Annotated in this window: 24 protein-coding genes; 4 read left to right on the top strand and 20 right to left on the bottom strand. The window is 68.4% G+C overall.

Annotation, left to right across the window (positions count from 1 at the left end; all coding sequences use genetic code 11):
• Positions 1 to 9: 9 nt before the first annotated feature.
• Positions 10 to 1197, bottom strand: coding sequence for a PLP-dependent aminotransferase family protein (locus tag ASD05_RS12795; RefSeq protein ID WP_056592591.1), 1188 nt, complete (start codon positions 1195 to 1197; stop codon positions 10 to 12).
• Positions 1198 to 1308: 111 nt separating this feature from the next.
• Between ASD05_RS12795 and nth the strand changes: the two genes are divergently transcribed.
• Positions 1309 to 1956, top strand: coding sequence for an endonuclease III (nth, locus tag ASD05_RS12790; protein WP_056592586.1), 648 nt, complete (start codon positions 1309 to 1311; stop codon positions 1954 to 1956).
• A gap of 12 nt (positions 1957 to 1968) precedes the next feature.
• On the top strand, positions 1969 to 2808 hold the full coding sequence (locus tag ASD05_RS12785) for an Ivy family c-type lysozyme inhibitor (protein WP_056592583.1): 840 nt from the start codon (positions 1969 to 1971) through the stop codon (positions 2806 to 2808).
• A 26-nt stretch (positions 2809 to 2834) separates the two neighbouring features.
• On the opposite strand, the gene ASD05_RS12780 is transcribed toward ASD05_RS12785, so the two are convergent.
• From ASD05_RS12780 to ASD05_RS12765, 4 genes are read right to left on the bottom strand one after another with little or no spacing between them, the layout of a single operon-like run.
• Positions 2835 to 3401, bottom strand: coding sequence for a histidine phosphatase family protein (locus ASD05_RS12780; RefSeq protein ID WP_056594341.1), 567 nt, complete (start codon positions 3399 to 3401; stop codon positions 2835 to 2837).
• On the bottom strand, positions 3398 to 4192 hold the full coding sequence (locus ASD05_RS12775) for an adenosylcobinamide-GDP ribazoletransferase (protein ID WP_056592580.1): 795 nt from the start codon (positions 4190 to 4192) through the stop codon (positions 3398 to 3400). Before ASD05_RS12775 ends, ASD05_RS12780 begins: the two co-directional genes overlap by 4 nt.
• A gap of 5 nt (positions 4193 to 4197) precedes the next feature.
• The gene (gene cobT / locus ASD05_RS12770; protein ID WP_056592577.1) at positions 4198 to 5238 is read right to left on the bottom strand and encodes a nicotinate-nucleotide--dimethylbenzimidazole phosphoribosyltransferase; all 1041 of its coding nucleotides are present in this window, start codon (positions 5236 to 5238) and stop codon (positions 4198 to 4200) included.
• The gene (locus ASD05_RS12765) at positions 5235 to 6695 is read right to left on the bottom strand and encodes a cobyric acid synthase (protein ID WP_056594337.1); all 1461 of its coding nucleotides are present in this window, start codon (positions 6693 to 6695) and stop codon (positions 5235 to 5237) included. The genes cobT and ASD05_RS12765 overlap by 4 nt, the downstream gene beginning before the upstream one ends.
• A gap of 167 nt (positions 6696 to 6862) precedes the next feature.
• Between ASD05_RS12765 and ASD05_RS12760 the strand changes: the two genes are divergently transcribed.
• Entirely contained in the window at positions 6863 to 7096 is a 234-nt protein-coding gene (locus ASD05_RS12760; protein WP_056592574.1) for a hypothetical protein, read from the top strand.
• Between the two features lie 64 nt (positions 7097 to 7160).
• Here the strand turns inward: ASD05_RS12760 and ASD05_RS12755 are convergent, their stop codons facing one another.
• From ASD05_RS12755 to ASD05_RS12740, 4 genes are all read right to left on the bottom strand, one after another.
• The gene (locus ASD05_RS12755) at positions 7161 to 8654 is read right to left on the bottom strand and encodes an efflux transporter outer membrane subunit (protein WP_056592571.1); all 1494 of its coding nucleotides are present in this window, start codon (positions 8652 to 8654) and stop codon (positions 7161 to 7163) included.
• Positions 8655 to 8673: 19 nt separating this feature from the next.
• On the bottom strand, positions 8674 to 11937 hold the full coding sequence (locus tag ASD05_RS12750) for an efflux RND transporter permease subunit (RefSeq protein WP_056592568.1): 3264 nt from the start codon (positions 11935 to 11937) through the stop codon (positions 8674 to 8676).
• Positions 11938 to 11977: 40 nt separating this feature from the next.
• On the bottom strand, positions 11978 to 13222 hold the full coding sequence (locus tag ASD05_RS12745; RefSeq protein ID WP_056592565.1) for an efflux RND transporter periplasmic adaptor subunit: 1245 nt from the start codon (positions 13220 to 13222) through the stop codon (positions 11978 to 11980).
• 147 nt (positions 13223 to 13369) lie between these two features.
• A complete protein-coding gene (locus ASD05_RS12740) occupies positions 13370 to 14254 on the bottom strand; it encodes an alpha/beta hydrolase (protein ID WP_007837053.1) in 885 nt (294 codons plus the stop codon).
• A 183-nt stretch (positions 14255 to 14437) separates the two neighbouring features.
• Here ASD05_RS12740 and ASD05_RS12735 point away from each other — a divergent pair, with 183 nt between their 5' ends.
• Positions 14438 to 15352, top strand: a complete 915-nt coding sequence (locus ASD05_RS12735; RefSeq protein ID WP_056518855.1) for a LysR family transcriptional regulator — start codon at positions 14438 to 14440, stop codon at positions 15350 to 15352.
• Positions 15353 to 15358: 6 nt separating this feature from the next.
• On the opposite strand, the gene ASD05_RS12730 is transcribed toward ASD05_RS12735, so the two are convergent.
• The 11 genes from ASD05_RS12730 to cobO form a co-directional block, all read right to left on the bottom strand.
• The gene (locus ASD05_RS12730) at positions 15359 to 15820 is read right to left on the bottom strand and encodes an OsmC family protein (RefSeq protein WP_056592561.1); all 462 of its coding nucleotides are present in this window, start codon (positions 15818 to 15820) and stop codon (positions 15359 to 15361) included.
• Positions 15821 to 15847: 27 nt separating this feature from the next.
• Entirely contained in the window at positions 15848 to 16399 is a 552-nt protein-coding gene (locus tag ASD05_RS12725) for a GNAT family N-acetyltransferase (RefSeq protein WP_056592558.1), read from the bottom strand.
• A gap of 44 nt (positions 16400 to 16443) precedes the next feature.
• Complete coding sequence (locus ASD05_RS12720; protein ID WP_056592554.1) at positions 16444 to 17172, bottom strand: LrgB family protein; 729 nt, start codon at positions 17170 to 17172, stop codon at positions 16444 to 16446.
• Positions 17169 to 17522 (bottom strand): CidA/LrgA family protein, encoded by a 354-nt coding sequence (locus ASD05_RS12715; protein WP_056592551.1) that lies wholly within the window; start codon positions 17520 to 17522, stop codon positions 17169 to 17171. Before ASD05_RS12715 ends, ASD05_RS12720 begins: the two co-directional genes overlap by 4 nt.
• Before the next feature lie 22 nt (positions 17523 to 17544).
• Positions 17545 to 18534, bottom strand: a complete 990-nt coding sequence (locus ASD05_RS12710; protein ID WP_056592548.1) for a pyridoxal phosphate-dependent aminotransferase — start codon at positions 18532 to 18534, stop codon at positions 17545 to 17547.
• Positions 18531 to 19505: an adenosylcobinamide-phosphate synthase CbiB gene (cbiB, locus tag ASD05_RS12705; protein WP_056592544.1), complete on the bottom strand. Its 975-nt coding sequence runs from the start codon at positions 19503 to 19505 to the stop codon at positions 18531 to 18533. Before cbiB ends, ASD05_RS12710 begins: the two co-directional genes overlap by 4 nt.
• 21 nt (positions 19506 to 19526) lie before the next feature.
• Positions 19527 to 23531 carry a cobaltochelatase subunit CobN gene (gene cobN, locus ASD05_RS12700; protein ID WP_056592541.1) on the bottom strand — a complete coding sequence of 1335 codons (4005 nt, stop codon included), beginning with the start codon at positions 23529 to 23531 and terminating at the stop codon, positions 19527 to 19529.
• Complete coding sequence (locus ASD05_RS12695; protein ID WP_056592538.1) at positions 23528 to 23884, bottom strand: DUF2149 domain-containing protein; 357 nt, start codon at positions 23882 to 23884, stop codon at positions 23528 to 23530. Before ASD05_RS12695 ends, cobN begins: the two co-directional genes overlap by 4 nt.
• Complete coding sequence (locus tag ASD05_RS12690) at positions 23881 to 24354, bottom strand: MotA/TolQ/ExbB proton channel family protein (RefSeq protein WP_056518872.1); 474 nt, start codon at positions 24352 to 24354, stop codon at positions 23881 to 23883. Before ASD05_RS12690 ends, ASD05_RS12695 begins: the two co-directional genes overlap by 4 nt.
• Positions 24354 to 25040: a 5,6-dimethylbenzimidazole synthase gene (gene bluB / locus ASD05_RS12685; protein ID WP_056592536.1), complete on the bottom strand. Its 687-nt coding sequence runs from the start codon at positions 25038 to 25040 to the stop codon at positions 24354 to 24356. Before bluB ends, ASD05_RS12690 begins: the two co-directional genes overlap by 1 nt.
• 276 nt (positions 25041 to 25316) lie before the next feature.
• On the bottom strand, positions 25317 to 25886 hold the full coding sequence (gene cobO / locus ASD05_RS12680) for a cob(I)yrinic acid a,c-diamide adenosyltransferase (protein WP_056592532.1): 570 nt from the start codon (positions 25884 to 25886) through the stop codon (positions 25317 to 25319).
• Positions 25887 to 25915 lie beyond the last annotated feature (29 nt).

The raw sequence follows: 25915 nt of genomic DNA, 5'->3' as shown, positions 1-25915 counted from the left end.
CCGGATCGACTACAGCGCCTGACCCAGGCGCTTCACGCCCTCTTCGATCTTCGCCACGTCGGCCGTCGCAAAACTCAGCCGCAGCGTGGCCACATCGGGCTTCCCCGCGAAGAACGGCGCGCCGGGCACGAAGGCCACGAGCTTCTCGATCGCTCGTTTCGCCAGTTCGTTCGCATCGGCCAGCTTGCCGTTGGCGCCCGTGAGGCGCGCCCAGAAGAACAAACCGCCATTGGGCTGGGTGAAGGTCACTGCATCGCCCAGCTCGCGCTTGAGCGCCGCGCCCATGGCCTGGGCACGCTGGCCGTACACCTCGCGCACGTGCGCCAGCGTGGCCGGCATGCGGCCGCTCTTGAGGTATTGCGCGGCCGTGGCTTGCGAAAACGTGCTCGTGTGCGCGTCGCTGAACTGCTTGCACATCGTCGCCTTGGCCAGCAGCTCGGGCGGCGCGATCATCCAGCCGATGCGCAGGCCCGGGCTCAGCACCTTGCTCAGGCTGCCGCAGTGCGCCAGCAACTCGCGGCTGCCCGGCACGTCCTTGCTGAGGGCCAGGATGGAGGGCGGAGGTGCTTCGCCGAAATAGAGGTCGCCGTAGGGGTCGTCCTCGACGATCAGCGTCTGGTATTTCACGGCCAGCTCGAGCACCTTCTTGCGGCGCTCCAGCGTCAGCATCGCGCCGCTGGGGTTGCCGAAGGTCGGGATCAGGTAGACGAACTTGGGCTTGTGCTCGGCGATGAGCTTCTCGAGCTCGTCGGTCTTCACGCCGTTGGCATCGATGGGCGCGCTGATGAGCTGTGCGCCGTACAGGCGGAAGCACTGGATGGTCGCCAGGAAGGTCGGGCCCTCGACGATCACCTTGTCGCCGGGCGAGATCATGGTCTTGCCCAGCAGGTCGAGCGCCTGCTGGCTGCCGGTGGTGACGATCAGGCCGCTGGGGTCGACCTCGACGCCCTTGGTCTTCATGAAGGCGCTGAGCTGGCTGCGCAGCGGCTCATAGCCTTCGGTGGCGCCGTACTGCAGCGCGGCGCCGGGTTCTTCGGAGAGCGCCTTCTGGCTCGCCTCCTTGAGGCCCTCGACGTCGAACATGGCGCTGTCGGGAAAGCCGCCCGCGAAGCTGATGATGCCGGGCTTGCCCAGCAGCTTGAAGAGTTCGCGGATGGCGGAGGTCTCGACGTTGTCGAGGCGGGAGGCGAATTGCATGGTCGGTCTCACTTTCTGGGGTGCCATTGTCGCGAAAGCGGCGGGCAATAAAGCTGCGTAAGGCTATCGCCTTTCAACGATATATTGCGCGTGCCGCCCCCACGAAGCCCCATGAAAAAAAACGACATCCCCCTCTTCTTCGCCACCCTGCAGGCGGCCAACCCCGAGCCCGAGACCGAACTCGAATACACAACCCCCTTCGAGCTGCTGGCCGCCGTGCTGCTGTCGGCACAGGCCACCGACGTGGGCGTGAACAAGGCCACGCGCAAGCTGTATCCGGTGGCGAATACGCCGCAGGCCATTCTCGATCTGGGTGTCGAGGGGCTGGAGGAGTACATCAAGACCATCGGCCTGTACCGCAGCAAAGCGAAGCACCTGATCGAGGCCTGCCGCATGCTGGTGGAGCTGCACGGCGGCGAGGTGCCGCGCACCCGCGCCGAACTGGAGGCGCTGCCGGGCGTCGGCCGCAAGACCGCGAACGTGGTGCTCAACGTGGCCTTCGGCGAGCCGACCATGGCGGTCGACACGCACATCTTCCGCGTCGGCAACCGCACCGGGCTTGCGCCGGGCAAGACGCCGCTGGAGGTGGAACTCAAACTCGAGAAGCGCGTCCCACCCGAATACCGGCTGCATGCGCACCACTGGCTCATCCTGCATGGCCGCTATATCTGCGTGGCGCGCAAGCCGCGCTGCTGGGAGTGCGCAGTGGCCACTTTCTGCGCCTACAAGCCAAAGACACCGATGCCGAAGACGGCCTGAGACCGACGACGAATGACGACACGAAAGAACGACTCCCGGGCACTGCTGGTCGCCACGCTGCTCGCCGCCCTCCTTCCGGCCGCGGCATGGTCGCAGCAGGGCGGCGGCCTGCCGCCCGAGGCCATGGCGCTCTACGGCGGCCGCTGGTCGACGAACTGCGCCAACGCGGCCGCACCGACGCTGCAGGTGCGCCAGGACATGCTGATCGCCGAAAGCGGCAAGCGCCGCGTGACCGGCAACGAACCGCAGACCGCCCACAGCTTCTTCGGCAACCGCCCGCCGCCGGCGGGCTTCGACGTGGCGCTGATGAGCAGCGCGGGCAAGTCCGGCTCCATGACCTTCCTCGTCTACCGCGAAGCGCGCGGCCAGTACATCGCGCTGGACGCCGACAAGCCGGTCGCCGGCCAGCTCGGCCCCGACATGATGAAGCTGCGCTACTGGCGCTGCAACGGCGCAGTGCGGGCCGTGGCCCCGCCTGTCGAGCCCGCCGTCAAGGCGCCTCCCCCGCCCACGGGCAGCCCAGCGGCGCTGGCGCGGGGCCCGGCCATGGAGAAGGCCTGGCGCGTCGCCCTGGGCACGCGCGAGAACGACCGCTGGCTGGTGCGCCGCGAAGGTCCGGCGCCCGAGCCGCAATGGGTGACGGTCGAGGGAACGCGCTACCTCCTGCACGCCTTCTGCAAGCCGCACGACTGCTACGACAACAACGCGATCGCGCTCTACGACCAGGGCTCCGGCCGCCTCTACGGCCTGGTGCAGCGCCACGGCAGCAACCGCTTCCTGGGCACGCCGCCGGCTGCGCTGGCGCCGCAGCTGGAGCGGCTCTGGCGCGAACAGTGGCGGCAGAAGAACTGAGCCGCATCGACACTGTCCGACGGCAGCTAATTATCGAAAGTCAGCCAACCGCCGAAGGCCAGTTCCCCAGCAGGCCAGTCGGCGGCGGCTCCGGGGCAGCGGGTGCCGCGCTGCAGCAACGTTACCGCCCGCAGCACGCCTGCATGCGTGATCCACAGCGCATCGCCCTCGCCCGCAAGCCATTCGTCATGCGCGGCGGCCACGCGCTGCATGAATGCGCGCACGCTTTCGCCATGGCCGCCGGCAGGCGCATCGGCGAAATTGCCGGTCCACGCGTCGAATTCCTCGCGTGCGATGGCGGACCACGGCCGCCCTTCCCAGGCGCCGAAGTTCATCTCGGCCAGCCGTGCATCGTGCCGCACCCGAAGATCGGGGCGCAACGCGGCAATGGCATCGGCCAGCCCGGCACATCGCCGCAGCGGCGAACTGCGCACGGTGATGCCCGCAGGGAGCAAAGGCGCGATGCGCTGCGCAGCGGCGAGCGTGGCGTCTGCATGGGCTTCGAGGTCCGTGGCGCCGTAGCACAGGCCGGGCTCGGCCACCACGGGCGCGTGGCGCTGGAGCCAGAGCGTCCTTCGGGTGGCGTCGCTCATGCGCGCCACGCCAGTGCGAGGTAGATCGCCAGCTCGCAGACCTGCTGGGTCGCGCCAAGGCCATCGCCGGTGAAGCCCTGCAGCCGGCGCATGAAAAGACGCGCCATCCAGCCTGCAGCAACAACGGCCGCAAGCACGGCTGCCACGCTGTGCGCCACATCGTGTGCATACAGCAGCAGTGCCACCGCCGGCAGCGCCCACACCCCCGCGATCAGCAACGCGCCACCGCTGATCGCATCCGCCAGCGGCTTCGCCTTGCTCGCCCCGCTGTCGCCCACATAGGGCAACCACCGGATCAGGAACAGCGGCATCAGCCGCGACAGCACATGCGCGCCGACGATGGCGACAACAACCGCCTGCAAGCCGTGCCCCGCCAGCACTGCGAGCAGCGCGCATTTCAGGCCCAGCGCCAGCACCAGCGCCAGCGCACCGAAGGCGCCGATGCGCGAGTCCTTCATGATCTCCAGCGCCCGGTCGCGGTTGGCCGAACCGCCCAGGCCATCGGCCACGTCGGCCAGGCCGTCTTCATGGAAGGCGCCGGTCAGCATCACGGTGGCCGTGGTGCTCAGCACGGCAGCAGCCAGCGCACCGGCGACACCCGGCAGCCCCATGCCCACAGCAACGAACACCAGCGCCGCCACCCCGCCTGCCAGCCATCCGATGCCGGGCAGATGCGCCGCGCTCGAACGCAGCATCTGCGGACTGAAGCCGACCCACGCAGCCAGCGGCCCCGTCACCGGCACGCGCGTGAAGAATTGCAGCGCGAGCAGGAAATGGCGAACGCCGTTCATCCGCTTCAGCTGTCCTTGCGCGACACACCGGCCGACTCGAAGCTCGCCATCTCGCGCAGGATGCGGCAGGCCGATTCGAGCAGCGGCCAGGCCAGCGCCCCACCCGAACCTTCGCCCAGGCGCAGTTCGAGCTTGAGCAGCGGCTCCAGCCCCAGCCGCTCCAGCAGCAGCACGTGGCCGGGTTCGGCCGAGCAATGCGCGGCCACGCAGCGCTGCACCGCGTGCGGCTGCAGCGCCTGCGCCACCAGCACCGCTGCGCTGGCGATGAAGCCGTCGACCACGATCACGCGCCGCTCCTCGGCCGCCTGAAGCACCGCACCGACCAGCGTAGCCACCTCGAAACCGCCGAAGGCGGCCAGCGCGTCCAGAGGCGCGGTCGCGCCAGCGTGCAGCGCCAGCACCTGCCGCAGCACCTCGCGCTTGCGCGCCAGCCCGGCCGCATCGAGGCCGGTGCCGGCGCCGGTGCAGGCGTCGATGTCCAACCCGCCCAGCCGCGAGAGCAGCAGCGCGGCGGACGAACTGTTGCCGATGCCCATCTCGCCGAGCAGCAACGCGTTGCCCGGCAGCACGCGCACCACCTCGCGCCCGTTGGCGATGGCCTGGGCGCACTGCGCGGCCGTCATGGCCGGGCCTTGCGAAGCGTCTACCGTACCTTCGGCGATCCGGCGCGACACCAGCCCCGGGCGCGCCTGGAAGTCGCGCCGCACGCCGCAGTCGACCACCGTCAGCGCCAGCCCGTGCTGGCGCGCCAGCACGCTCACGGCCGCGCCGCCGGCGAGGAAGTTCTCGACCATCTGCCAGGTCACGTCGCTCGGGTACGCCGAGACGCCTCGTGCGGCGAGCCCGTGATCGCCCGCGCAGACCAGCATCTGCGGGGCTTCGAGCACCGGGCTTTCGGTGCCGAGGATGGTGCCGATGCGCAAGGCCAACGCCTCGAGCCGGCCCAGCGCGCCGAGCGGCTTGGTCTTGTTGTCGAGCGCGCTCTGCAGGCGGGCGGCGAGCGCGATGTCGGTGATGTCGGAAATGGTGGGGATGGTTTCGGTCATGCAATCAGTCCGGCAAGCACGCCGGCGTCGAAGTGGGTATCGATGAAGTCGGCCAGACCGTCGAAGGTGGCGTCGAGCGTGGGCACGGAGGCGCCGAAGAGCGCGTGCAGGGCGCGCGGGTCCTCGAACAGGCCGTGAAGATAAATGCCGAGCACGTTGCCGCGCGCGTTCTGCCAGGCCAGTCCGTCGGACATCACGGCCTGGCCGTGCTGCGCCATCTGCGGGTGTGCGGCGGTCTGGCCATGGTGGATCTCGTAGCCGGCGACGGGCACGTCCGACAGCGCGGCCCAGGCGCCGCTCAGCTCGCCGAAAGCCGCGGTGCGGTGCCGCACCGTCTTCTCGCGCGCGAACACCGTCACCAGCGGCAGCAGGCCCAGCCCCGGCGCATTGCCGTCGATGCCGTGCGGATCGACCAGCGCCTCGCCCAGCATCTGCAGCCCGCCGCAGATGCCCAGCACCGCGCCGCCGCGTTCGGCATGCGCGGCCACGGCGCTGTCCAGCCCTTGGGCGCGCAGCCAGGCCAGGTCGCCGCTGGTGTGCTTGGAGCCGGGTAGCACGATCCAGTCGGCGCCGGCCACGTCGGCCGGCGTACGAGCCCAGACCAGCCGCACGCCGGGCACGTTCTTCAGCGCCTGGAATTCGTCGAGGTTGCTGATGCGCGGATATGCCACGACCGCGACCGTGCGCGTCACGGTGCCGCTCGCACGGCTGCGGTCGTCGAATACGCCGTCTTCTTCGGGCAAGCCGTGCTGCCACCACATCGGCAGCGTGGCCACGGTGGGCACGCCGGTCAGCTCCTGCAACTGTTGCGGCGCAGGCGCGAGCAGCGAGGCGTCGCCGCGGAACTTGTTGAGCACGAAGCCGCGCAGCAGCACGCGGTCGGCCTCTGGCAGGAGCGCCCAAGTGCCGTACAGATGGGCAAAGGCGCCTCCGCGGTCGATGTCGGTCGTGAGCAGGCAGCGCGCCTGCGCGTGCCGGGCGATGCGCATGTTGACGATGTCGCTGGCCATCAGGTTGATCTCGGCCGGCGAGCCCGCGCCTTCGATCACCACCACGTCGTTTCCGGCGCGCAGTTCGTCGAGCGCCTGCGCGATCTGCGGCCAGACGCGCTCGCTGCGGCCGCGCCAGGGCAAGGCCGAGAGTTCGTCATTCACCTGCCCCATCAGCACCACCTGGCTGTGGGTATCGCGCTCGGGCTTGAGCAGCAGCGGATTCATCCGCACCTCGGGCACGGCATTGGCGGCCAGGGCCTGGAAGTACTGGGCGCTGCCGATCTCGCCACCGTCGACCACGCGGGCGTTGTTGCTCATGTTCTGCGCCTTGAAAGGCGCCACTTTCAGGCCCTGCCGCGCATACCAGCGGCACAGCGCCGTGGCCAGCCAGCTCTTGCCGGCGCCGCTGGTGGTGCCCAGGACCATGACGCAACGCGCCGGCCCGCTTTTCGCCTTTGAACTCATCGGCGAATTGTCGTTGAGCGCCACACCGGTCCGGGAAAGGCCAAATGGAAGCGACGAAATGCGACATCTTTCACATCGCAGGGCATTGCAAATACATCCGGCGCATCAAACAGTAGCATTTTTTGCGTACACCAGAGGCCACCACACCGCATTGCACCCGGGAACCCATGCCAGCCTTGAATGATTTGGCGCTAGCCGTCGAGGAACGCGAACCGGGCCAGTTCTTCTGGATCCTGCTCGAAGCCCACCATGGCGACGCCGCCTCCGAAACCTTCGACTACCGGGTCTACCGGACAGCGTCGAGGCCGCAGGCCAGCTATTCAAACGCCCTGGCCGTGGGCGCGGTGGAGCTGCAAAAAATAAGCGCCGCCGCGAATCCAGCCGGCAAGAAAACCGACTGAACCCACGGCGGCGCAAGACCGCCTTGCGGCGCTCAGGCTTTCAATTTCAATCCTTGATCGCGATTCAGCGCACGGCCACGGCCGTCCGCGCCGGGACAACCGCGACCGGCGCCGGCGCTTCCCAGCCGCCGCCGATGGCGCGGATCAGCCCCACCGCCGCCTGGTACTGCGCCGACTTCACCTGCAGTGCCTGCCGGCGGTTGCGCAATTCGCTGCGGCGCGCGTCCAGCAGGTCGAGCTGGCTGACGTAGCCGTTGCGATAGCGCGTGTCCGACAGGCTGGTGGCGCGCTGGGCCGAGGTCACGGCCTGTGCCTGCACGACCGACTGCTCCTGCAGGATGCGGATGGCGGCCAGTTGGTCTTCGACTTCCTGGAACGCCACCAGCACCTGCGTGCGGTAGCTCGCAAGCGCACCGTCGAGCTGGGCATTGGCACCCTGCACGCCGGCCTCGCGGCGGCCGCCGTCGAAGATCGGCAGCGACAGCAGCGCGCCCACGCCCCACGAGCGCGCCGACCACTTGAAGAGGTCGCCGATCTCGGGCGAGGCATAGCCGGCGGCGCCGGTCAGCGAGATGTCCGGGAACCACGCGGCCTGCGCCACGCCCACGCGGGCCTGCGCGGCCAGCACGGCGCTCTGCGCGGCCGACACGTCGGGGCGGCGCGTGAGCACCGTGGCGGGCACACCCGGCGGAATGGACGGGAGCGCCGTCGCCCACTCGTCGACACGCAAGCCGAAGCTCGAAGCCGAATCGCCCACCAGCACCGCGAGCGCATGCTCCACCTGGGCGCGCTGGCGGTCGAGCGCGAGCGCATCCGACTCGGTGGACGACACCTCGGTCTGCACGCGCGCCACGTCGAGCTCGGCGATGTCGCCGGCCTGCTCGCGGCGCTGCGACAGGCGCAGCGTGTCGCGATACGCCTCGACCTGCTCGCGCACCAGGGCGCGCTCGGCATCGAGCGCGCGCAACTGCAGGTAGGTCTGCGCCACTTCGGCCTGCACTGCCAAGCGCGTGCTTTGCAGCAGCGCCTCGCGGCCGGCCGCATCAAGCTTGGCCGCGTTGCTCGCGCCCGAGAGGCGGCCGAACAGGTCGACCTCGTACGAGAACGTGGCGCCGATGTTCGTCATCGTGGCCGGCCGGGTGCTGGCCGTGGCCTTGTCCAGGCCCGCGCCGCGGTTGGCGCCAGCGCCCAGGCCGATCTGCGGCAGGCGGTCGGCGTTGGCGCTGCGCGCCAGCGCGCGAGCCTCGGCCAGCCGCGCGGCCGCGGCCTGGATGTTGGTGTTGTTGACGTCGGCCTTCTCGATCAGTGCGTTGAGCGCCGAATCGTTGAACGCCAGCCACCAGGCGCCGCGCGGCAGCGCCTCGGAGGGCGCGGCCCGCGTGAAGCCGGCGGGCGGCGTCACCGCCTGGTCCTTGCCCTGCTCCTTGAACTGGGCGGTGGTCGTGATCTCGGGCAGGCCCGAGGGCGCGGTGGCACAGCCGGCGAGCACCAGGGCGGCCATCAGCGGCAGCAACGCGGTACGAAGCGGCTTCACCAGAGGTTGTACTGAAAATTTCATGATGCGCTTTCTCGATCGATCAGTCGTCATGCGAAGAACGCGGCGATGCAGGCACCGGATGCAGGCCGCCACCACCGGCGCCGCCATGCGAAGCCGGATGCCCGGCCGAGACGAAGTCGTCGCCATGCGGCACTTCGCCATGCAGCTTGAGTGGCCGGTTGCCCGCGAGGCGGCGCAGCAGCACGTAGAACACAGGCGTCAGGAACAGGCCGAAGGCCGTCACGCCGATCATCCCGGCGAACACCGCCACGCCCATGGCCTTGCGCATCTCCGAGCCCGCGCCGGTCGACAGCACGAGGGGCAACACGCCCATCACAAAGGCCAGCGAGGTCATGAGAATCGGGCGCAGGCGCAGGCGGCTGGCTTCGATGGCGGCCTGTATGGGTGTGCGGCCGGCAAATTCGAGCTCTCGGGCGAACTCCACGATAAGAATCGCGTTCTTCGCACTCAGCCCCACCAGCACGATCAACCCGATCTGCGTGAAGACGTTGTTGTCACCCCCCGATATCCATACGCCGGTCATCGCGGCCATGATGCCCATGGGCACGATCAGGATGATCGCGATCGGCAGCGTCAGGCTTTCGTACTGCGCAGCCAGCACCAGGAACACCAGCAGGATCGCCAGCGGGAACACCAGGAAGGCGGAGTTGCCGGCCAGGATTTCCTGGTAGGTCAGCTCGGTCCACTCGAAGCTCACGCCCTTGGGCAGCGTCTCGGCCGCGATCTTGGTGATCGCGTCCTGCGCTTGGCCCGAGGAGTAGCCCGGTGCCGGGCCGCCGTTGATGTCGGCGGCGAGGTAGCCGTTGTAGCGCATGGCGCGTTCCGGACCGAAGGTCGAATTCACCTTCATCAGCGCGGCCAGCGGCACCATCTCGCCCGAGGTCGAGCGCACCTTCAGCAGGCCCACGTCCTCGGCACGGGCGCGGTAAGGCGCATCGGCCTGGACGCGCACGGAATACGTGCGGCCGAACTTGTTGAAGTCGTTCGCATACAGGCTGCCGAGGTAGATCTGCATGGTGTCGAAGATGTCCGTCACGGGCACGCCGAGCTGGCGGGCCTTGGTGCGGTCGATATCCGCATAGAGCTGCGGCACGTTGACCTGCCAGCTCGTGAACATGCCGGCCAGTTCGGGCGCCTGGTAAGCCTTGGCCATGAAGGCCTTCACTGCCGCGTCCATCTGGTCGTAGCCCACCGAGCCGCGGTCTTCCAGCTGCAGCTTGAAGCCGCCCGTGGTGCCCAGGCCCGCCACCGGCGGCGGCGGGAACATCACGATGAACGCGTCCTGGATGCTCGAGAAGGCGCCGTTCAGCTGGCCCGCCACCGCACCGCCGCTCTGGTCGGCGCGCTTGCGCTGGTCGAAGGGCTTGAGCGTGGCGAACACGATGCCCGAGTTCGAGCTGTTGGTGAAGCCATTGATCGAAAGGCCCGGGAAGGCGATGGCGTCTTCCACGTTCGGGTTCTTCTTCATGATCTCGCCCATGCGCTGGATCACTTCGTCGGTACGGTCCAGCGTGGCGCCGTCGGGTAGCTGGGCGAAGCCGATCAGGTACTGCTTGTCCTGCGCCGGCACGAAGCCGCCAGGCACCGCCTTGAAGAGGCCGAAGGTCACGGCGATGAGCGCGACGTAGATCGCGAGCATCAGCACCTTGCGCGAGATCACGTTCTTCACGCCGCCGCTGTAGGCCTCGGAGCCGCGATGGAACAGCTTGTTGAAGCCGCGGAACAGCCAACCGAAAGCCTTGTCCATGCCGCGCGTCAGCGCGTCCTTGGGAGCGTCATGGCCGCGCAGCAGAAGTGCAGCGAGCGCAGGCGACAGCGTCAGCGAGTTGATCGCCGAGATCACCGTCGAGATCGCAATCGTCACCGCGAACTGGCGATAGAACTGGCCCGTGAGGCCGCTGATGAAAGCCAGCGGAACGAACACGGCCACCAGCACCAGCGCGATCGCGATGATGGGCCCGGACACTTCGCGCATGGCACGGTACGTGGCTTCACGCGGCGTGAGCCCGGCCTCGATGTTGCGCTCGACGTTTTCCACCACCACGATGGCGTCGTCCACCACGATGCCGATCGCCAGCACCAGCCCGAACAGGCTCAGCGCGTTGATCGAGAAACCGAGGACGTGCAGCACCGCGAAGGTGCCGATCACCGACACCGGCACGGCCAGCAGCGGAATAATCGACGCGCGCCACGTCTGCAGGAACAGGATCACGACCAGCACCACCAGCATGATGGCTTCGAGCAGCGTGTGGATCACCGATTCGATCGATGCGCGCACGAACTGCGTCGGGTCGTAGGCGATGCGGTATTCCAGGCCCTCGGGCATATTCTTGTTGAGCTCGGCCATCGTCTTGCGCACGTTGGACGAGATGTCCAGCGCGTTGGAGCCCGGCGCCTGGAACACGCCCATGCCGACGGCCGGGTCGTTGTTCAGCAGCGAGCGCAGCGAGTAGTCAGCGGCACCCATCTCGAGGCGGCCGATGTCGCGCAGGCGAGTCACGGCGCCATCGGTGCCGCTCTTGACGATGATGTCGCCGAACTCTTCCTCGCTCTGCAGGCGCCCTTGCGCATTGATCGACAGCTGCATGTCCACGCCCGACAGGCCCGGCGATGCGCCGACCACGCCGGCCGCGGCCTGCACGTTCTGGCCGCGGATGGCGGCCACCACGTCGCTCGCCGAGAGGCCGCGCTGCGCGACCTTCTGCGGGTCGAGCCACACGCGCATCGAGTAGTCGCCGCCGCCGAAGATCTGCACCTGGCCCACGCCTTCGATGCGCGCCAGCGGGTCCTTCACGTTCAGCACCGCGTAGTTGCGCAGGTAGTTGATGTCGTAGCGGTTGTTCGGCGAGACGAGGTGGACCACCATCGTCAGGTCGGGCGCGCTCTTGACGGTCGTGATGCCGAGCCGGCGCACTTCCTCGGGCAGACGCGGCTCGGCTTGCGAGACGCGGTTCTGCACGAGCTGCTGTGCCTTGTCGGGATCGGTGCCGAGGCGGAAGGTCACGGTGAGCGTGAGCACGCCGTCGGTCGTTGCCTGGCTGCCCATGTAGAGCATGCCTTCGACGCCGTTGATCTGCTCTTCGAGCGGCGTGGCCACCGTTTCAGCAATCACCTTCGGATTGGCACCGGGGTACTGGGCGCGCACCACCACCGAGGGCGGCGCGACTTCCGGGTACTCCGAGATCGGCAGGCTGCGCAGCGCGATCAGCCCGGCTATCAGCATCAATAGCGACAGCACGCCGGCAAAGATCGGCCGGTCGATGAAGAATTTTGAGAGATTCATGTTGGTTCTCCGGTGGGTGCGACTGCACTCCCCTCCGAGTTCAGGACTTCGCGGCCTCGGCCACGTGTTCCGGTTGCTTTGTGTCGGCCTTGGCGTCCATGGTCACTTGCTTCGGCGCCACCAGCGCACCCGGGCGGATGTGCTGCAGGCCGTTGACCACGACCTTGTCGCCGACCTTCAGGCCCTTGCTCACGACACGCAGCCCGTTGATCGACGCACCGAGCGTGACTTCGCGGTAGACCGCCTTGTTGTCTTCGCCCACGACCATCACGAACTTCTTGTTCTGGTCGGTACCGATGGCGCGCTCGCTCACGAGAAGCGCGGTGTCGTTGCGGGCCTGTCCCATGCGGATGCGGGCGAACTGGCCGGGGATGAGCGCGCCGTCCTTGTTGTCGAACGAAGCACGCACACGCACCGTGCCGCTCTTGGCATCGACCTGGTTGTCGATCAGCTGCAGCTTGCCGGTGAAGGGCGTGCCGTCGAGGCCGGCGGTGCCCATCTGCACGGGAATGCTCTCGATCTGGCCTCGGGCGCTGGAGCCGCTCGGCAGGTCTTTCAGGGCTCGCGTGATGACCTGCTCGTCGGCGTCGAAGCTCGCGTAGATCGGGCTCACCGACACCAGCGTGGTCAGCACCGGCGCGCCGGGGCCCGCGGCGACGAGGTTGCCCACCGTCACTTCGAGCTTGCCGATGCGGCCCGACACCGGCGCCCGCACCTGGGTGTAGCCCAGGCTCAGGCGCGCGGTCTGCAGCTGGGCCTGGGCGGCGCGCAGGTTGGCATTGGCTTCGCTGCCGGCATTCACACGCTCGTCGTACTCGCGCTGGGCAATGGCCTTGTCGTCCCACAGGCGCTTGGCGCGCTCCTGCTCGCTGCGGCTGAACGACTGGCGGGCCTGTGCGGAGGCCACCTGCGCTTCGGCGCGCTCGACCTCGGCCGCGTACGGCGCGGGATCGATGGTGATCAGCAGGTCGCCCTGCTTCACCAGTGCGCCTTCGCGAAAGTGCACCGACTGCACGGCGCCTGCGACGCGGGAGCGCACATCGACGCGCTGGACGGCTTCGAGCCGGCCCGAGAACTCGTCCCAGGCGTTGATCTCGCTCGACGCCACGGTGGCCACCGACACCGGCGTGGCCTGCGGCGCCGCCGGTGCGTTGTTGGCCTCGGCCTTGAAACTGTGCATGCCCAGCACGGCGGCCGCCACGGCCAGCAGTGCGGTAATGCCGGTCACGGCGGGCCACAGGCCCTTGCGGGCGACGGAAGACAGCTTTTTCTCGTTGTTCGACATGATGGTTCGTCCTTCTCGATGACTTCAGGGATGCAACAGGCCATCCCGGCGCTTTTGGCACCAGGCGGCGGAATTCAGAAAAAACAAGGCCCTCGCACGCTGCCGCGCTGGCGGCGTGTCGATCAGGCAGCCGGGATCGGCCGGGAACTAGCTGGGGTGGTTCGGCGCCGCACCCGGTGGCGTGGTCGCGCTGAAAAACTCGCGGAAGTGCTGCTGCACCGTGGCCTCACAGGCCACGCAACCCGTGTTCTCGGTGTCGTAGAGCGCCTTGGGCCAGTTGGAGGCGCTGGGCAGCACGCTGCTCGTGACCTCGATGCCGGCGGCACGCAGGCGGCCGGCGAAGGTCAGCGCCTCGTCGCGCATGGCGTCGTCCTGTCCCACCAGCACCAGCGCGGGCGCCAGGGCCGACAGCCGCAGCGAACCGCTAGGCACCGCATAGGGATGCGTGGCGTTCGAGGGGCAGCTCAGGTACTTCTCCCAGCCACTGGCCCAGCGGCATTCGGCTGCATCGCTGGTGGCCTTGCGCAGGGAGGCGGTGCCGGCGCACGGGTCGAGCATGGGCGACAGCAGGATCTGGCCGGCCACCGGCGGATGCGCCCGGTCGCGGGCGATCAGCGCCACCGCGGCCGCCAGGTTGCCACCGGCTTCCTCGCCGGCCAGGTACACCTGCGCGCCCTTGCCACCAAGCTTGGTGCGCTGCTTGTAAAGCCATTCGAGGGCGGCATAGCCCACCTCGATCGGCTCCGGGAACGGCGATTGGGGCGCCAGCGGATAGGCCACCGACACCACCACCGCCCCCGCGCCGGCCAGCAGCCGGGCCACGTTGCGGCCGTTGTCGAGGTCGCCGCACACAAAGGTGCCGCCATGGAAATGCAGCACCAGCGGTGCGACTTCCCCCTTGGCACGCTGACCGTACACACGGGCACCAACCGGTTCGCGGCCGGGCAGCTCGATCGACAGATCGGCTTCCACGCCCTGTACCGCCGCACGGGCGGCGGCTTCGGCAGAGCGGGACGATGGAACGGGTGACATGGGCGACCTCAGGGAATTGGGCGATGGTTGAAATATAAGTCGCCCGGTGCAGCGTTGAAACAGGCAAGCCGGCCCTACTCTGTTTCCAAACCGATAACAATCGGGGCCACCGCGAAGGGTTTGGCCGCTTGTGTGAGAATCCGCCTCCCCCGGTGTGGGCCGGGTACCAAGAACAGGCATTCAATGGATCAAATCCAGGCCATGCGGATCTTCGTCCGCGTCGTGGAAGCCGGCACATTCACCCGTGCGGCGGACTCTCTCGCCCTGCCCAAAGGCACGGTCACCAAACAGATCCAGGCGCTCGAATCGCGCCTGCGCGTGAAGCTGCTCAACCGCACCACGCGGCGCGTCACGGTCACACCCGACGGCGCGGCCTACTTCGAGCGGGCCGCGCGCCTGCTCAACGACTTCGACGACATGGAAGCCAGCATGACGAATGCGCAGGCCAACCCCACGGGGCGACTGCGCATCGACGTCGGCACCTCGGTGGCAAGGCAGATCATTCTGCCCGCGCTGGCCAGCTTCTGCGACCGCTACCCAGACATCCAGGTCGACCTGGGGGTGAGCGACCGCACTGTCGACCTGATCAGCGACAACGTCGACTGCGTGATCCGTGCCGGCGAGCTCAACGACCAGTCGCTGGTGGCGCGGCGCATCGGCACGCTGCACTTCGTCACCGTGGCATCGCCGGCGTACGTGAAGCGCTACGGCGTGCCGCAGCATCCGAGCGACATCGAGAAGCGCCACCACGTGGTGAGCTACTTCTCGGGCACCACGCGGCGCGTTTACCCGCACGAGTTCAAGAAGGGCGACGAGCAGATCGAGCTGAACGGGCCCTACCGCGTGTCGGTGAACGAGAGCAACGCGCACATCACCGCGGTGCTGGGCGGCTTCGGCATCTCGCAGTGCATCACCTTCATGGCCGAGCCGCTGCTGGAAAGCGGCGAGCTGATCGAGCTGCTGCCCGATTGGCATCGCGACCCGTTGCCGATCCACGTGGTGTACCCGCCCAACCGGCACCTGAGCGCGAAGGTGCGCGCGTTCGTGGACTGGGCGGCGGAGCTGTTCGCCAAGAATCCGCGGCTGCAGCGCCGCTGAATCGAACTACACCGGCTCGCAGCGCACCTCGGTCTTCACCGAGTTGGCGATGAAGCATTCTTCATGCGCCCGGTGGTGCATCTGCTCGATCTGCTCGCGCGTAGGAATGTTCTCGCCCGAGAACGCAACCTCCGGCCGCAGCGTGACCACCGTCATCGCCATCTTGCCGTCGGCGTTCTTCTCCATCACGCCGGTGGCCGCGTCGAAGTAGCGGTCGACCACGAACCTGCGCTTCACGGCCATCGTGAGAAACCACAGCATGTGGCAGTTGGAAAGCGAGGCGACGAACATTTCCTCCGGATCGACCGCCGACGCATCCGACATCGGCAGCGGCACTACGTGCGGGGACGACGAGGCCGCCACCTCCGCACCGCCGTCGAAGCGCAGCACATGCCTGCGGCTGTAGGTGTTGCCGAGAAAGTCCTGATCGCCCCGCTCCCAAAGGATTTCCGCGGTGTACTGGGCCATGGGTCGTGCTCCTTGCTCGAAAAAATTTCAGAGATGGATGAAGTATCGGTACTTGGTGAGGCTGCCCTGGCTGGGCAACGTGACGAAGGTCTCGGCCAGGAGGCCGCCATGGGCCGCGATCACCTTCTGCGACGCGAAGTTGTCCGGGCTGGTCGTGATCTCGACGCGGCTCAGCCCCTCGCGCGCGGCCAGCGTCAGCATGGCACCGAGTGCGCGCGTGGCGTAGCCTCTGCGCTGCTTCCACGGCACCACGTTGTAGCCGATGTGGCCCAGGCAGTAGATCGGCAAGGCGTCGGTGCCGGGCTGCCAGCGCAGGTCGATGCTGCCGCAGAACTCGCCGTCCCACATCCAGCACTTGTAGCCCGGCAGGCGCGGCACCTGCGTGCCGTCCGGCATGGTGATGGGCGCGCCCCTGGCCTCGCGGTCGACCAGGCTCGCGAGGAACAGGGCGGGGTCGGCCTTGATCGCGGCGCGTTCCTCGGCGCCCGATTCGGGGCGCGTCTCGTCGCGCGACCAGCCCCTGTTCAACGCCGAGACGTAGCCGGCCAGGTAAGGCCTCGCGGGCCAGACGAGCTCCATCGGCCGGGGATCGGTGACGGGACGGGATCGGTACAGCGGCACCTTCACGCTCCCATCAGTTTGACGACCAGCGGCACCAGCAGTGCGGTCGCGATGCCGTTGAGCCCCATGGCCAGCGCGGAAAATGCGCCCGCCGTCTCGTTCACCTGGATCGCCCGCGCCGTGCCGATGCCATGCGCGGCAAGGCCGACCGCGAAGCCGCGCACCGCGGGCTCCCTGATGCGCAGCAGGTTCAGCAGCCCCGTCGCCATGATCGCGCCCGAGATGCCGGCAATGGCCGCGGCCACCGCCGCCAGCGAGGGCAGCCCGCCGATCTTCTCGGCCACGCCCATGGCGATGGGCATGGTGGCCGACTTGGGCGCGAGCGACATCATCAGCTCGTGCGATCCGCCCAGCACCCACGCGATGCCGATGGCCGACACGATGGCCGCGACCGAGCCCACGAGCAACGCCACGCCGATGGGCAGCCACAGCCGCCGCAGCCGTCCGACCTGGCTGTAGAGCGGCACGGCCAGTGCCACGGTGGCGGGGCCGATCAGGAAGTGCACGAACTTCGCGCCCTCGAAATACGTGTCGTAGGGCGTGCGCGTGAGCAGCAGCACGCCGACGATGACGATCACCGAAACCAGCACCGGGTTGACCACTGGATTGCGTCCGCTGCGGGTGTGCAGCCACAGCGCGCCAAGATAAGCCAGCAGCGTGAGCGAAAGCCACAGCAGCGGCGACTGCGCGAGGAAGACCCAGATCTCGGAGAGCTTCGCGGGCGCTGTCATTCGGCGTCCTTGCCTGTGATGCGGATCATCCAGCGGAACGTGAGCGCGGTGACCGTCATGGTGAATGCCGCACCGGCGATGCCCGCCGCAAGGAAGGGCAGCCACTCGCGCCCCACGCGCTCGAAATGCAGCATGACGCCGGTCACGGCCGGAATGAACAACAGCATCAGGTTGCGCAGCAAGTGGCCCGAGGTGTCGGCCAGGACCTGTGGCACGCCACGTCGCACCAGCAGGCCGGCGAACAGCAGCACCATGCCGATCAGAGGGCCGGGGATGGGCAGGCCGAGCCACTGCACGAGCAGTTCGCCGGCCAGTTGGCAGATAAAGAGCGTGGTGATGGCGTAGAGCATTTTTTCTCGCGGGTGTATGTGGTCAGGACGTGTTTGTCCAGGCCTGCTTCAGCGCCTGCTGGCTGGCCGGGGGCAGTACGCCGAGGCGCACGTGGCCGGGCAGGCCGAAGGAGGTGCAGTCGCGCAGCTTGATGCCTTCGGTGCGCAGCGCGGCGGCCACGTCTGGGTATGGCCGCTCGGTACGTGCGCAAAAGAAATTGGCGTCGCTCGCAAGACACTGCCAGCCGAGCGATTCGCAGACCGCGCGCTGCCGGGCTTTCCAGCCCTTCAATGTCTGCCGGCTTTGTGCGAGCCAGCGTTGTGCCTCCTCGCCGGTCCAGGCCTCGAGCATCGCCACGCCGTGTGTGCCCAGCGGCCATGAGGGGGCCAGCCGTTCGATGCGTTGCACGAGGCTCGCATCGGCGTCTTGAGGGGCGATCGCGTAGGCGGCGCGGATGCCCGTCAGGCCCATGGCCTTGTTCGGCGTCCACAGCTGCCAGACGCGGTCGCGCTGAGTGACGTCGAGCGAAGCCTGGCCTTCGAGGCGCAACGGCTCATAGGCCAGGTCGAGCACACATGCGCCACCCGGGCTCGCAGCCAGCTGCGGCAGATCGGCTTGCGGCTGCCCCAGCGGGCTCGACGGTTCGCAGCACCAGCGCAGCGCGGCGTCGGTGTACGCCTGGGGTGCGCGAACCGTTTGCAAACCCCAGGCCTGCGCCGCACGCTCATAGTCGCCATAGCTGTGCGCCGGCAGCCAGACGCAACGACCGCCGCCTTGTGCGACAGCGGCGCTGATGCGATGAATGAACTCGCTCGCGCTCGCCGCGATGACGATGCGTGCGGCCTTTACACCATGAAAGGCCGCAAGCCTACTTCGAAGCGCCGTGTACTGCGGGTCCGGATAGTGCGCCGCATCGGCAGCGCGCAATGCGGACAGCACGGCCGGGCACGCGCCCACGGCATTGCCATTGGTCGAGAAGTCGTGCGGCGCGGCGCCGAATGCATCGGGGCCGCCGTGCAGGACCGCGCTCATACCCACCTCCAGCCGGTCGTCGCCGCGATGACCAGCGACGCGAACACGCCCAGCGCTGCAGCGGCGCGTCCGCCCAGTTGCGCAGTGCGTTGCATATCCGCCGCCGAAGGCGCGCGCCCCTCGGCATTCAGCGCATACACGCCCGGCTTGGCCAGCCGCACACCGAGCAGCAGCGCCATCGTCGCCATCGGCCAGCCGCTGTTGGGCGATGGTGTGCGGCGCGCCTCGCCGGACAACCCCGTGGGCCAGCGCCACGCCGCCAGCGCCAGCAGCCCCACGGTGATGCGCGCCGGAATCCACGAGAGCACATCGTCCGCACGCGCGGCCCATTTGCCGAGCCATGTCCAATCGCGGCCGTTGCGCTCGCCGCGGTAGCCCCACATCGCATCGGCGGTGTTGGCGAAACGGTAGAGCGCCGCACCAGGCAGGCCGAGCAGTACGAACCAGAACACCGGGGCCACGAGCGAGTCGTTGAGGTTTTCGGCGAGCGATTCGATGGCGCTCTCGCGCACTTCGCGCTCGCTGAGCCGGGAGACATCGCGGCTCACCAGACGCGCCAGTTGCTTGCGCCCGGCATCGAGCGACACGCTCAACGCCGCCTCGACCGCGAGCACTTCGTCGCGCAGCATGCGCCAGGCGAAAAGCGGCTTGAGCAGCAGGCCCAGCAGCAACGCGCCGGCCCATGCGGGCAGCGACAGCGCGATGAATGTCTGCATGGTCATGGCGACACCCCACACGGCCGCCGCGCCCACGCACCACGTCAGCGCGCCGATGAAGAACATCGGCAGATCCACCGGCTTCGCCTGGTACGCAGGCGGTGCAACGCTCAAACCGATCCAGCCGAGGTAGCGCCCCATCCACACGACCGGATGCAGGCGTGCAGGCGGCTCACCCAGCCAGCGATCGATGGCCAGCGCGAGCCACAGCGCGGTGGCGACAGCGATGCCGTGTTCAGGATTCAGGTAGGGCATGAGAGCCGCCATTCTCGCGAATCAGGCAGGCGCCCTGCCCCGGCGCCACTGCATCAGCGCACCGAGTGCGACAAGCAGTGCGGCGCCCAACGCGACCCAGAGCCGAAGGACGACCGCCTCGGCCTTGGGCGATGGCGCCTCGGCGGGCGTGGGTTCGAGCTTGAGGCCGCTGACGGGATGGGGACTATCGGGTGCAGGCTCAGCCGCCGGTGTTTGCACCGGTGCCGACGCCGATGCAGCCGCGACCACGGGTTCGACCGACGCGCTCGGCTTGTGCGAAGCCGCAGGCGGCGACAGCTCCGCCCGGGCGAACCGCTGCACACCCGCATTGCGCTCGCGCAGCCCGGTCGCGCGCACCGCCTCCTCATAGGCCCGCGCCAGCTCGCGCCGCGTGGCCGCATCCGGCTTCCAGTAATTCAGCCGCACCGCATCGAGCATGCGCTCCAGCGTCTGCGCGAAGGCCGCGCGATTGTTGCCTTCCAGCCATTCGCGCGTGCCCAGCTTGTATCTGTCGCGCACGTACACGTCGTGCAGCGACTGCCACTGGTCCTGCCGCACGGCCTGCGGCGCCGTGACCTGCCAGCCCCAGAGGAACTGCGCGGTCTTCAGCACCTGCAGCGTGCCGCTGTAGCCCTCGGCTTTCTGCGCCTCGATCCACTGCGGGTGCAGGTAGCGGGTCTGCATCTCGCGCGCGATGGCGCCTGCGGCCGTGTCGGTGCGCACCGCGCCGCCGTCGCGCAGGTTCTGTACGTACAGGGCCGGGTCCTTGCCCGTGAGTTGCCGCACGGCCTGCGCGATGCCGCCGAGGTACTGGAACGGATCGTCGTTGGTCAGCACGCCGTAGAGGTTGGAACTGCGCGCCATCAACGCCGCATCGACCTGCACGAGATTGCCCGCGTAGGCCCCCGGCCGCGCGGCGCCGTCGAGGCCCTTGCCGTAGGCGTGGCCCATGCGGTCCATGTAGAGCTGGGCCATCTGCGCGTCGCCGCCGCCGCGTTGCTGGCTCTTCCACACGTCGCTCGCAAGCGCGGCTTCCTCCAGCCCGGCGCCGTAGCTGCCCTGCTCGTTCGAGAACACGCGCGCCGTCGACCAGCGCTGCGCCTCCTGCGCTGAAGCGCCTTCCGCGCGGAGCCTGCGTGCCAGTGCCTCGCTGTGCTGCGCCACGGCGTTGCCCGATTCGTGCAGGGCCGCCACCTGCTGCACGGCCTCATCGAGCCAACGCATCGCGTTGGCAAACTGGTCGCGGTAGGAACCGGTGACACTGATCAGCACATCGATGCGCGGCCGCTTCAGCACCGACGCAGGAATCACCTCGATGCCCGCCATGCGCCCGCCCTCGTCCCAGCGCGGTTTCACGCCCATGGCGTAGAAGGCCTGGCTTTCCAGCACGCCCTGGTGGCGCGAGGCCTCGCCGGCCCAGAGCGTGAAGGCGATCTTTTCCGGCGGCTTGCCGGCATGGGACTTCGCGTGTTCGACGATCCACGCGTCCATGGCGGCCACGCCCGTGTCCCACGCCGCGCGCGTCGGCATGCGGCTCGGGTCGAAGCCGTAGAGGTTGCGGCCGGTCGGCAGACTGTCGGGGTTGCGCACCGGGTCGCCGCCGTAGCTCGATTTCAGGTAGCGCCCGTCGAGCGCGGTCAGCAGGCCTTCGATTTCCTCGTTGTGCGCGAGCACGGCGTCGAGCTTCTGCGCGCGTTCGGCCAGCAGCAGAAGACTTTGCTTCTCGGCGGCGGTCTTGCCCATGGCGCTTGCGGCCTGCGCATCGGTCAGTGCAAGCTCGACCCAGCGCGCGGGCCGCGAATCGGCAATGTTCTTCGCATCGACCAGGAAAGCCTCGTCGATGTCTTCGCCGAGCGCCTCGACCAGCGGCTTGCCGAGAATCTGCAGGATGGTCATGCGGCGGCGCTGCGCATCGGGCGCCTGACCGAAGGTCGCGAGGCCCAGCGACTGCGCGGTCTGTGCAAGTTCGTCGAGGTACGGATGCAGCACGGCGACGAAGCCCGCGAAGTCCACGCGAATGCGCGCGGGTGTCCAGCTCAGGTCGCGGTCGTAGTGCTGTTCGACGAACTCGGCCGCCAGCTGCTTTTCCATCGCGCTCTTCACCGGGCCGGGCGACAGCGTTTCCCAGTCATGCATGCGCTCGTGCATTTCCTGCACGCCGGGCCGGAAGCCGGCGGGTGCGAACATCGGCGTCGAATGGCTCACCATCGTCGCGCGGCCGCGGCGCTTGGCGGTGGTGGCTTCGCCGAGGTTGTCCATGATGAACGGATAGACGTTCGGCAGATCGCCAAGCGCAAGCAGCGGATCGTCCTGCACCGACAGCCCGCGCTCCTTGCCCGCCGACCATTCGAGCGTGCCGTGCGTGCCGACGTGCACCACCGCATTGGCACCGAACTGCGTGCGCAGCCAGAGGTAGGTGGCGAGGTAGCCATGGCTCAACGGCACGGCCGAGCGGTGGTAGACCTGCTCGGCCTTGCCCGCCACCTGAGTGCCGGGCTCGAAGCGCGGCGGCTGACGCAGCACGACGACGTTGCCGAACTGCACGCGCGGAATCACGAAGGCCGGCTCGCCCGCAACGGGGCGCAGCATGGTCGATTTTTCGGGCGAGCTCCAGTAGCTTTCGATGCGGCGTTGCGTCTCGGCGGGCAGCGCGCGAAACCACGCGAGGTAGCGCGACAGCGGCATCGCGTCGGCAAGGTTCCTGTCGAGCAGCGGCTGCAGTTCGTCGCCCTGCCCCGTCGGGTAGTAGGCCTTCATCGTGGCCTGCACCTGCGCGATCAGCGCGTCGGTGCCCGGCAGCTCGGTGCGGTAGCCGGCCAACTTCATCGCCGCGAGCATGTTGCTCACGCTGCGCGGCACGTTGAGGAAAGACGCGCCGAAGTTCGCCTCGCCCGGCGGATAGTTGTAGACCAGCATAGCCACGCGGCGGTCCGCAGCCGGCGTGCGCTGCAGGCGCAACAGCGCGGCGGCCTTGTCGGCCACGGCGTCGATCTGCGCGGGCAACGGCTGCAGCGTGCCGGCCGCGGCATCGCGGGCGCTGACGAGCATCGGGTCGGTCATGCCTGCCAGCTCGCTCGGGCTGTAGTAGGCGGCAATGTCGGTTTGCGAGAGGCCGTCCTTGCTCTGCGCCCAGTGCGCGGCGTCCATCGCCAGCGAAGGCAGCGTCTGCAGCACCGGCACACCGATGCGCTCGAGCTCGGCCTTGCGCTCGTTGGGGCTGAAGACCAGCGAGGCATTGACGATCGCATCGGCCATGCGCCGTTCGCCGGCATGCGTCATGCGGAAGAACAGATCTTTCTGCTGGCGCGGGCCGTAGAAGGCATAGGCGCGCAGGCCACGCCGTTCGAGCGAGGCGATCAGCGTGTCGAGCCAGCCGGTGTCGTCGCCCGTCACGGTGGCGCTGTTGACGGCGATGGCGACCGTGCCGCTGCCGGCCAGCCGCTCGATGGCGGTGATCTCGGTTTCGATGCGAGGCCAGGCCGGGTGATAGAGGCCGGCCAGCGGCAGCGGCACGGCATCGGGCAGGCCAGCGAGATTGCCGGGCTGCGCCAGTGCCTTCATTGCCGCGTCGAGGTTGGCGGTACCGGCAAAGCGCCAGTACTCGCGCACCCGCTGCGCCCACGCCGCATCGACACCGCGTTCAGCCGCCAGCGGCGCGGCGGCGGAGGTCTGCCCCCTGGCCACCAGCGCGAACTCGCCGATCAGCACATACGGCGCAGAGCTCTGCGCAATCGTGTCGCCGAAGCGTGCCGCCGCCGCCTGCGCGACGCTGATGTGCGGCGCATCGATGACGAGCAAACGCGCGCCTTCGAGCGCGGCGGCCAGCGTCCCGGGCGAATCCTGCGACGCCGACACCACCTGCAGCGGCAGCCCCGCCTCGCGCGCCGCGGCCTGCAACCTCACCACACGCGCCGGAGACACCAGCGACGTGCTCAGCACCACGACGCGGGAAGGAGCCTGCTGCGCCTGGGCCGGCGAAAAAACGCCCAGCCCCAGCATCAACAACCAGAAGAGGAATCGCGTCACTTCCCGCCCTGCGCCGGCACCGCATCGGCCGGCACATAAACCATCGTGCCGTCCTTCAGCCGCCATGCCGTGCCGGCCTTCTCGCCGTCGCCCTGCCCCGTCGCGCCGCTAGCCCTGAAGCGTGTGATCTTGCGGCCCTCGCGCGTGACGATCTCCATGTTCGGCTGGCCTTCGTTGCGGATGATCGTCACCTTGTCCTGCGCGAAAGGGTTCATCGGGTTGTTGATGACCGCGATCATCAGCATGCCGATCACCACCATGAACACGTCGATCAGGTTGATGGTCGAGAGCACCGGGTCGTCGTCGTCGCTGTCCAGGCTGCTCAGTATGGAAAACTGGCGACGACTGCTCATGACAGCCGGTCCCGCGCGTCGAGCACCGCCACCAGCTCGCGCATGAGCCAGCGGCGGCGCACGGTGTAGACCACGAAGGCGATCGAGGCCGAGGCCAGCGCCACGATCACGCTCGCGAACGCGGGCGCCAGGCTCTGCGCCACGCCCTGCGATTCGCCCGAGGCCACGGCCACGAGCGCGGGGCCCATCGGGATCATGGTGGCGATCAGCCCCAGCATCGGCGCCACGCGGCTGCACAGGCGCACGCCTTCGAGCTGCTTGAGCACGACCAGCTCCATCTGCTCCTGGCTGGCCTGCGCGTGGCGCTGCAGCACCAGCGCGCGCAACGGATCGCGGCGCCGCTGCAGATACTCGATGCCGAACGCGCCGAGGCAGTACACGGCATAGACGAAAGACAGCAGCACGCCCAGCGTCACCGGCCAGAGAAACAGGCGCGCAAGCTCGAAGAGAACGGTATCGAAAGCCAGCATCAGGTGGGCTCCACGGCAGGCGGTTGATCGAAAAGGTCCGAAGGCCGGCCCCAGCCTTCGTCGAACACCAGCGAAGCGAGCGGCTCGCGCTTCGCCCAGCGTTCGCGCTGCAGCATCGGCTCTTCGTAGAAGCCATGCACGGGGCCAAGGCACAGCAGCGCGATCGGCTCGGCGCCTTCGGGCAGGCCGAGCAGCACCGACACCTCGGCCGGATCGAACAGCGACACCCAGCCCATGCCCAGCCCCTCGGCACGCGCCGCGAGCCAGAGGTTCTGGATGGCGCACGAGGCCGAAGCCAGATCCATCTGCGGCAGCGTGCGCCGGCCGAACACATGCTTCTCGCGGCCGTCGGCCAGCGTCACCGCCAGCAGTTCGGCGGCGTCGAGCAGGCCCTGCACCTTGAGGCGCATGAACTCGTCTTCACGCTCGCCCAGAGCACGGGCCGTGAGCACACGTTCCTGTTCGACGACGTGGTGCAATTTCTGTCGCAGCGCTTCACCGCGAATGCGGATGAAGCGCCAGGGCTGCATGAAGCCGACGCTGGGCGCGTGGTGGGCCGCATCGAGCAGCCGGCGCAGCACTTCGGGCTCGACCTGCCCGCCTGCGAAGTGGCGCATGTCGCGGCGCTCGTGGATGGCGCGGTAGACGGCCTGCGTCTCGTCTTTTGGGAAAGCGTGATGCGTCATTCGGGGTGCGTGCACAGGCCACCGGGTACTCCCCTCCGCGAATGTCCCCCGCCTTCGGCTCCTCCTTTATTTCGCTGCGGGCAGCACCCGGTGCCCTGTGCACAACCAGCGCTGCTCTTGTGCTGGCCGATCAACAAGTGCTCTGAACGATCACGCCGGCGGAGTGCCTTGCGCAGCGAAATAAAGGAGGAGGCCGAAGGCCGGGGGACATTCGCGGAGCAAGGTACCCCGTCGGCGTGATCACGCCCCGAACGACGACGACGACAGCTATTCACCTCAGTCCTCGATGCCGCGCTGCGCCGGGATGCCCGCCTTGAAGGCGTGCTTCACCAGCGTCATCTCGGTCACGGTATCGGCCAGCTCGATGATCTCCGGCGGGCAGCGCCGCCCCGTGAGCACCACATGCACATGCTTGGGCCGCGCGCGCAATGTTTCGAGCACGCCTTCGAGCGGCAGCCAACCGTAGATCAGCGGGTAGGTGATCTCGTCGAGCACCACCAGGAAGTGCTCGCCCGACAGGATCGCCGCCTTGGCCTTCTCCCAGCCGTCGCGGGCGAGCTGGCCCGAACGTTCGAGGTCCTGGCTCTTCCAGCTGAAGCCGTCGCCGAGGCCTTCGATCGGAATGCCGATCTGCTCGAACATGCGGTGTTCGCCGAAGCGCGCCGACGGCACCTTCATGAACTGGTAGATCTTCACGGCCTTGCCGCGGCCGTGCGCGCGCAGCGCAAGGCCGAAGGCCGCGGTGCTCTTGCCCTTGCCGTCGCCGGTGTTGACGATGACGAGTCCGCGGCGTTCGCCGTCGGGCTTCTCGTAGGGCTTCTCGCTGGGAGGGGTTTCTATTTGCATGGGTTCTCTTGTCAGTTTCGGGGCTGCTG

This window comes from Variovorax sp. Root434, assembly GCF_001426595.1.
Lineage (GTDB): Bacteria > Pseudomonadota > Gammaproteobacteria > Burkholderiales > Burkholderiaceae_C > Variovorax.
This window is presented reverse-complemented; position numbering and strand designations above follow the sequence as displayed.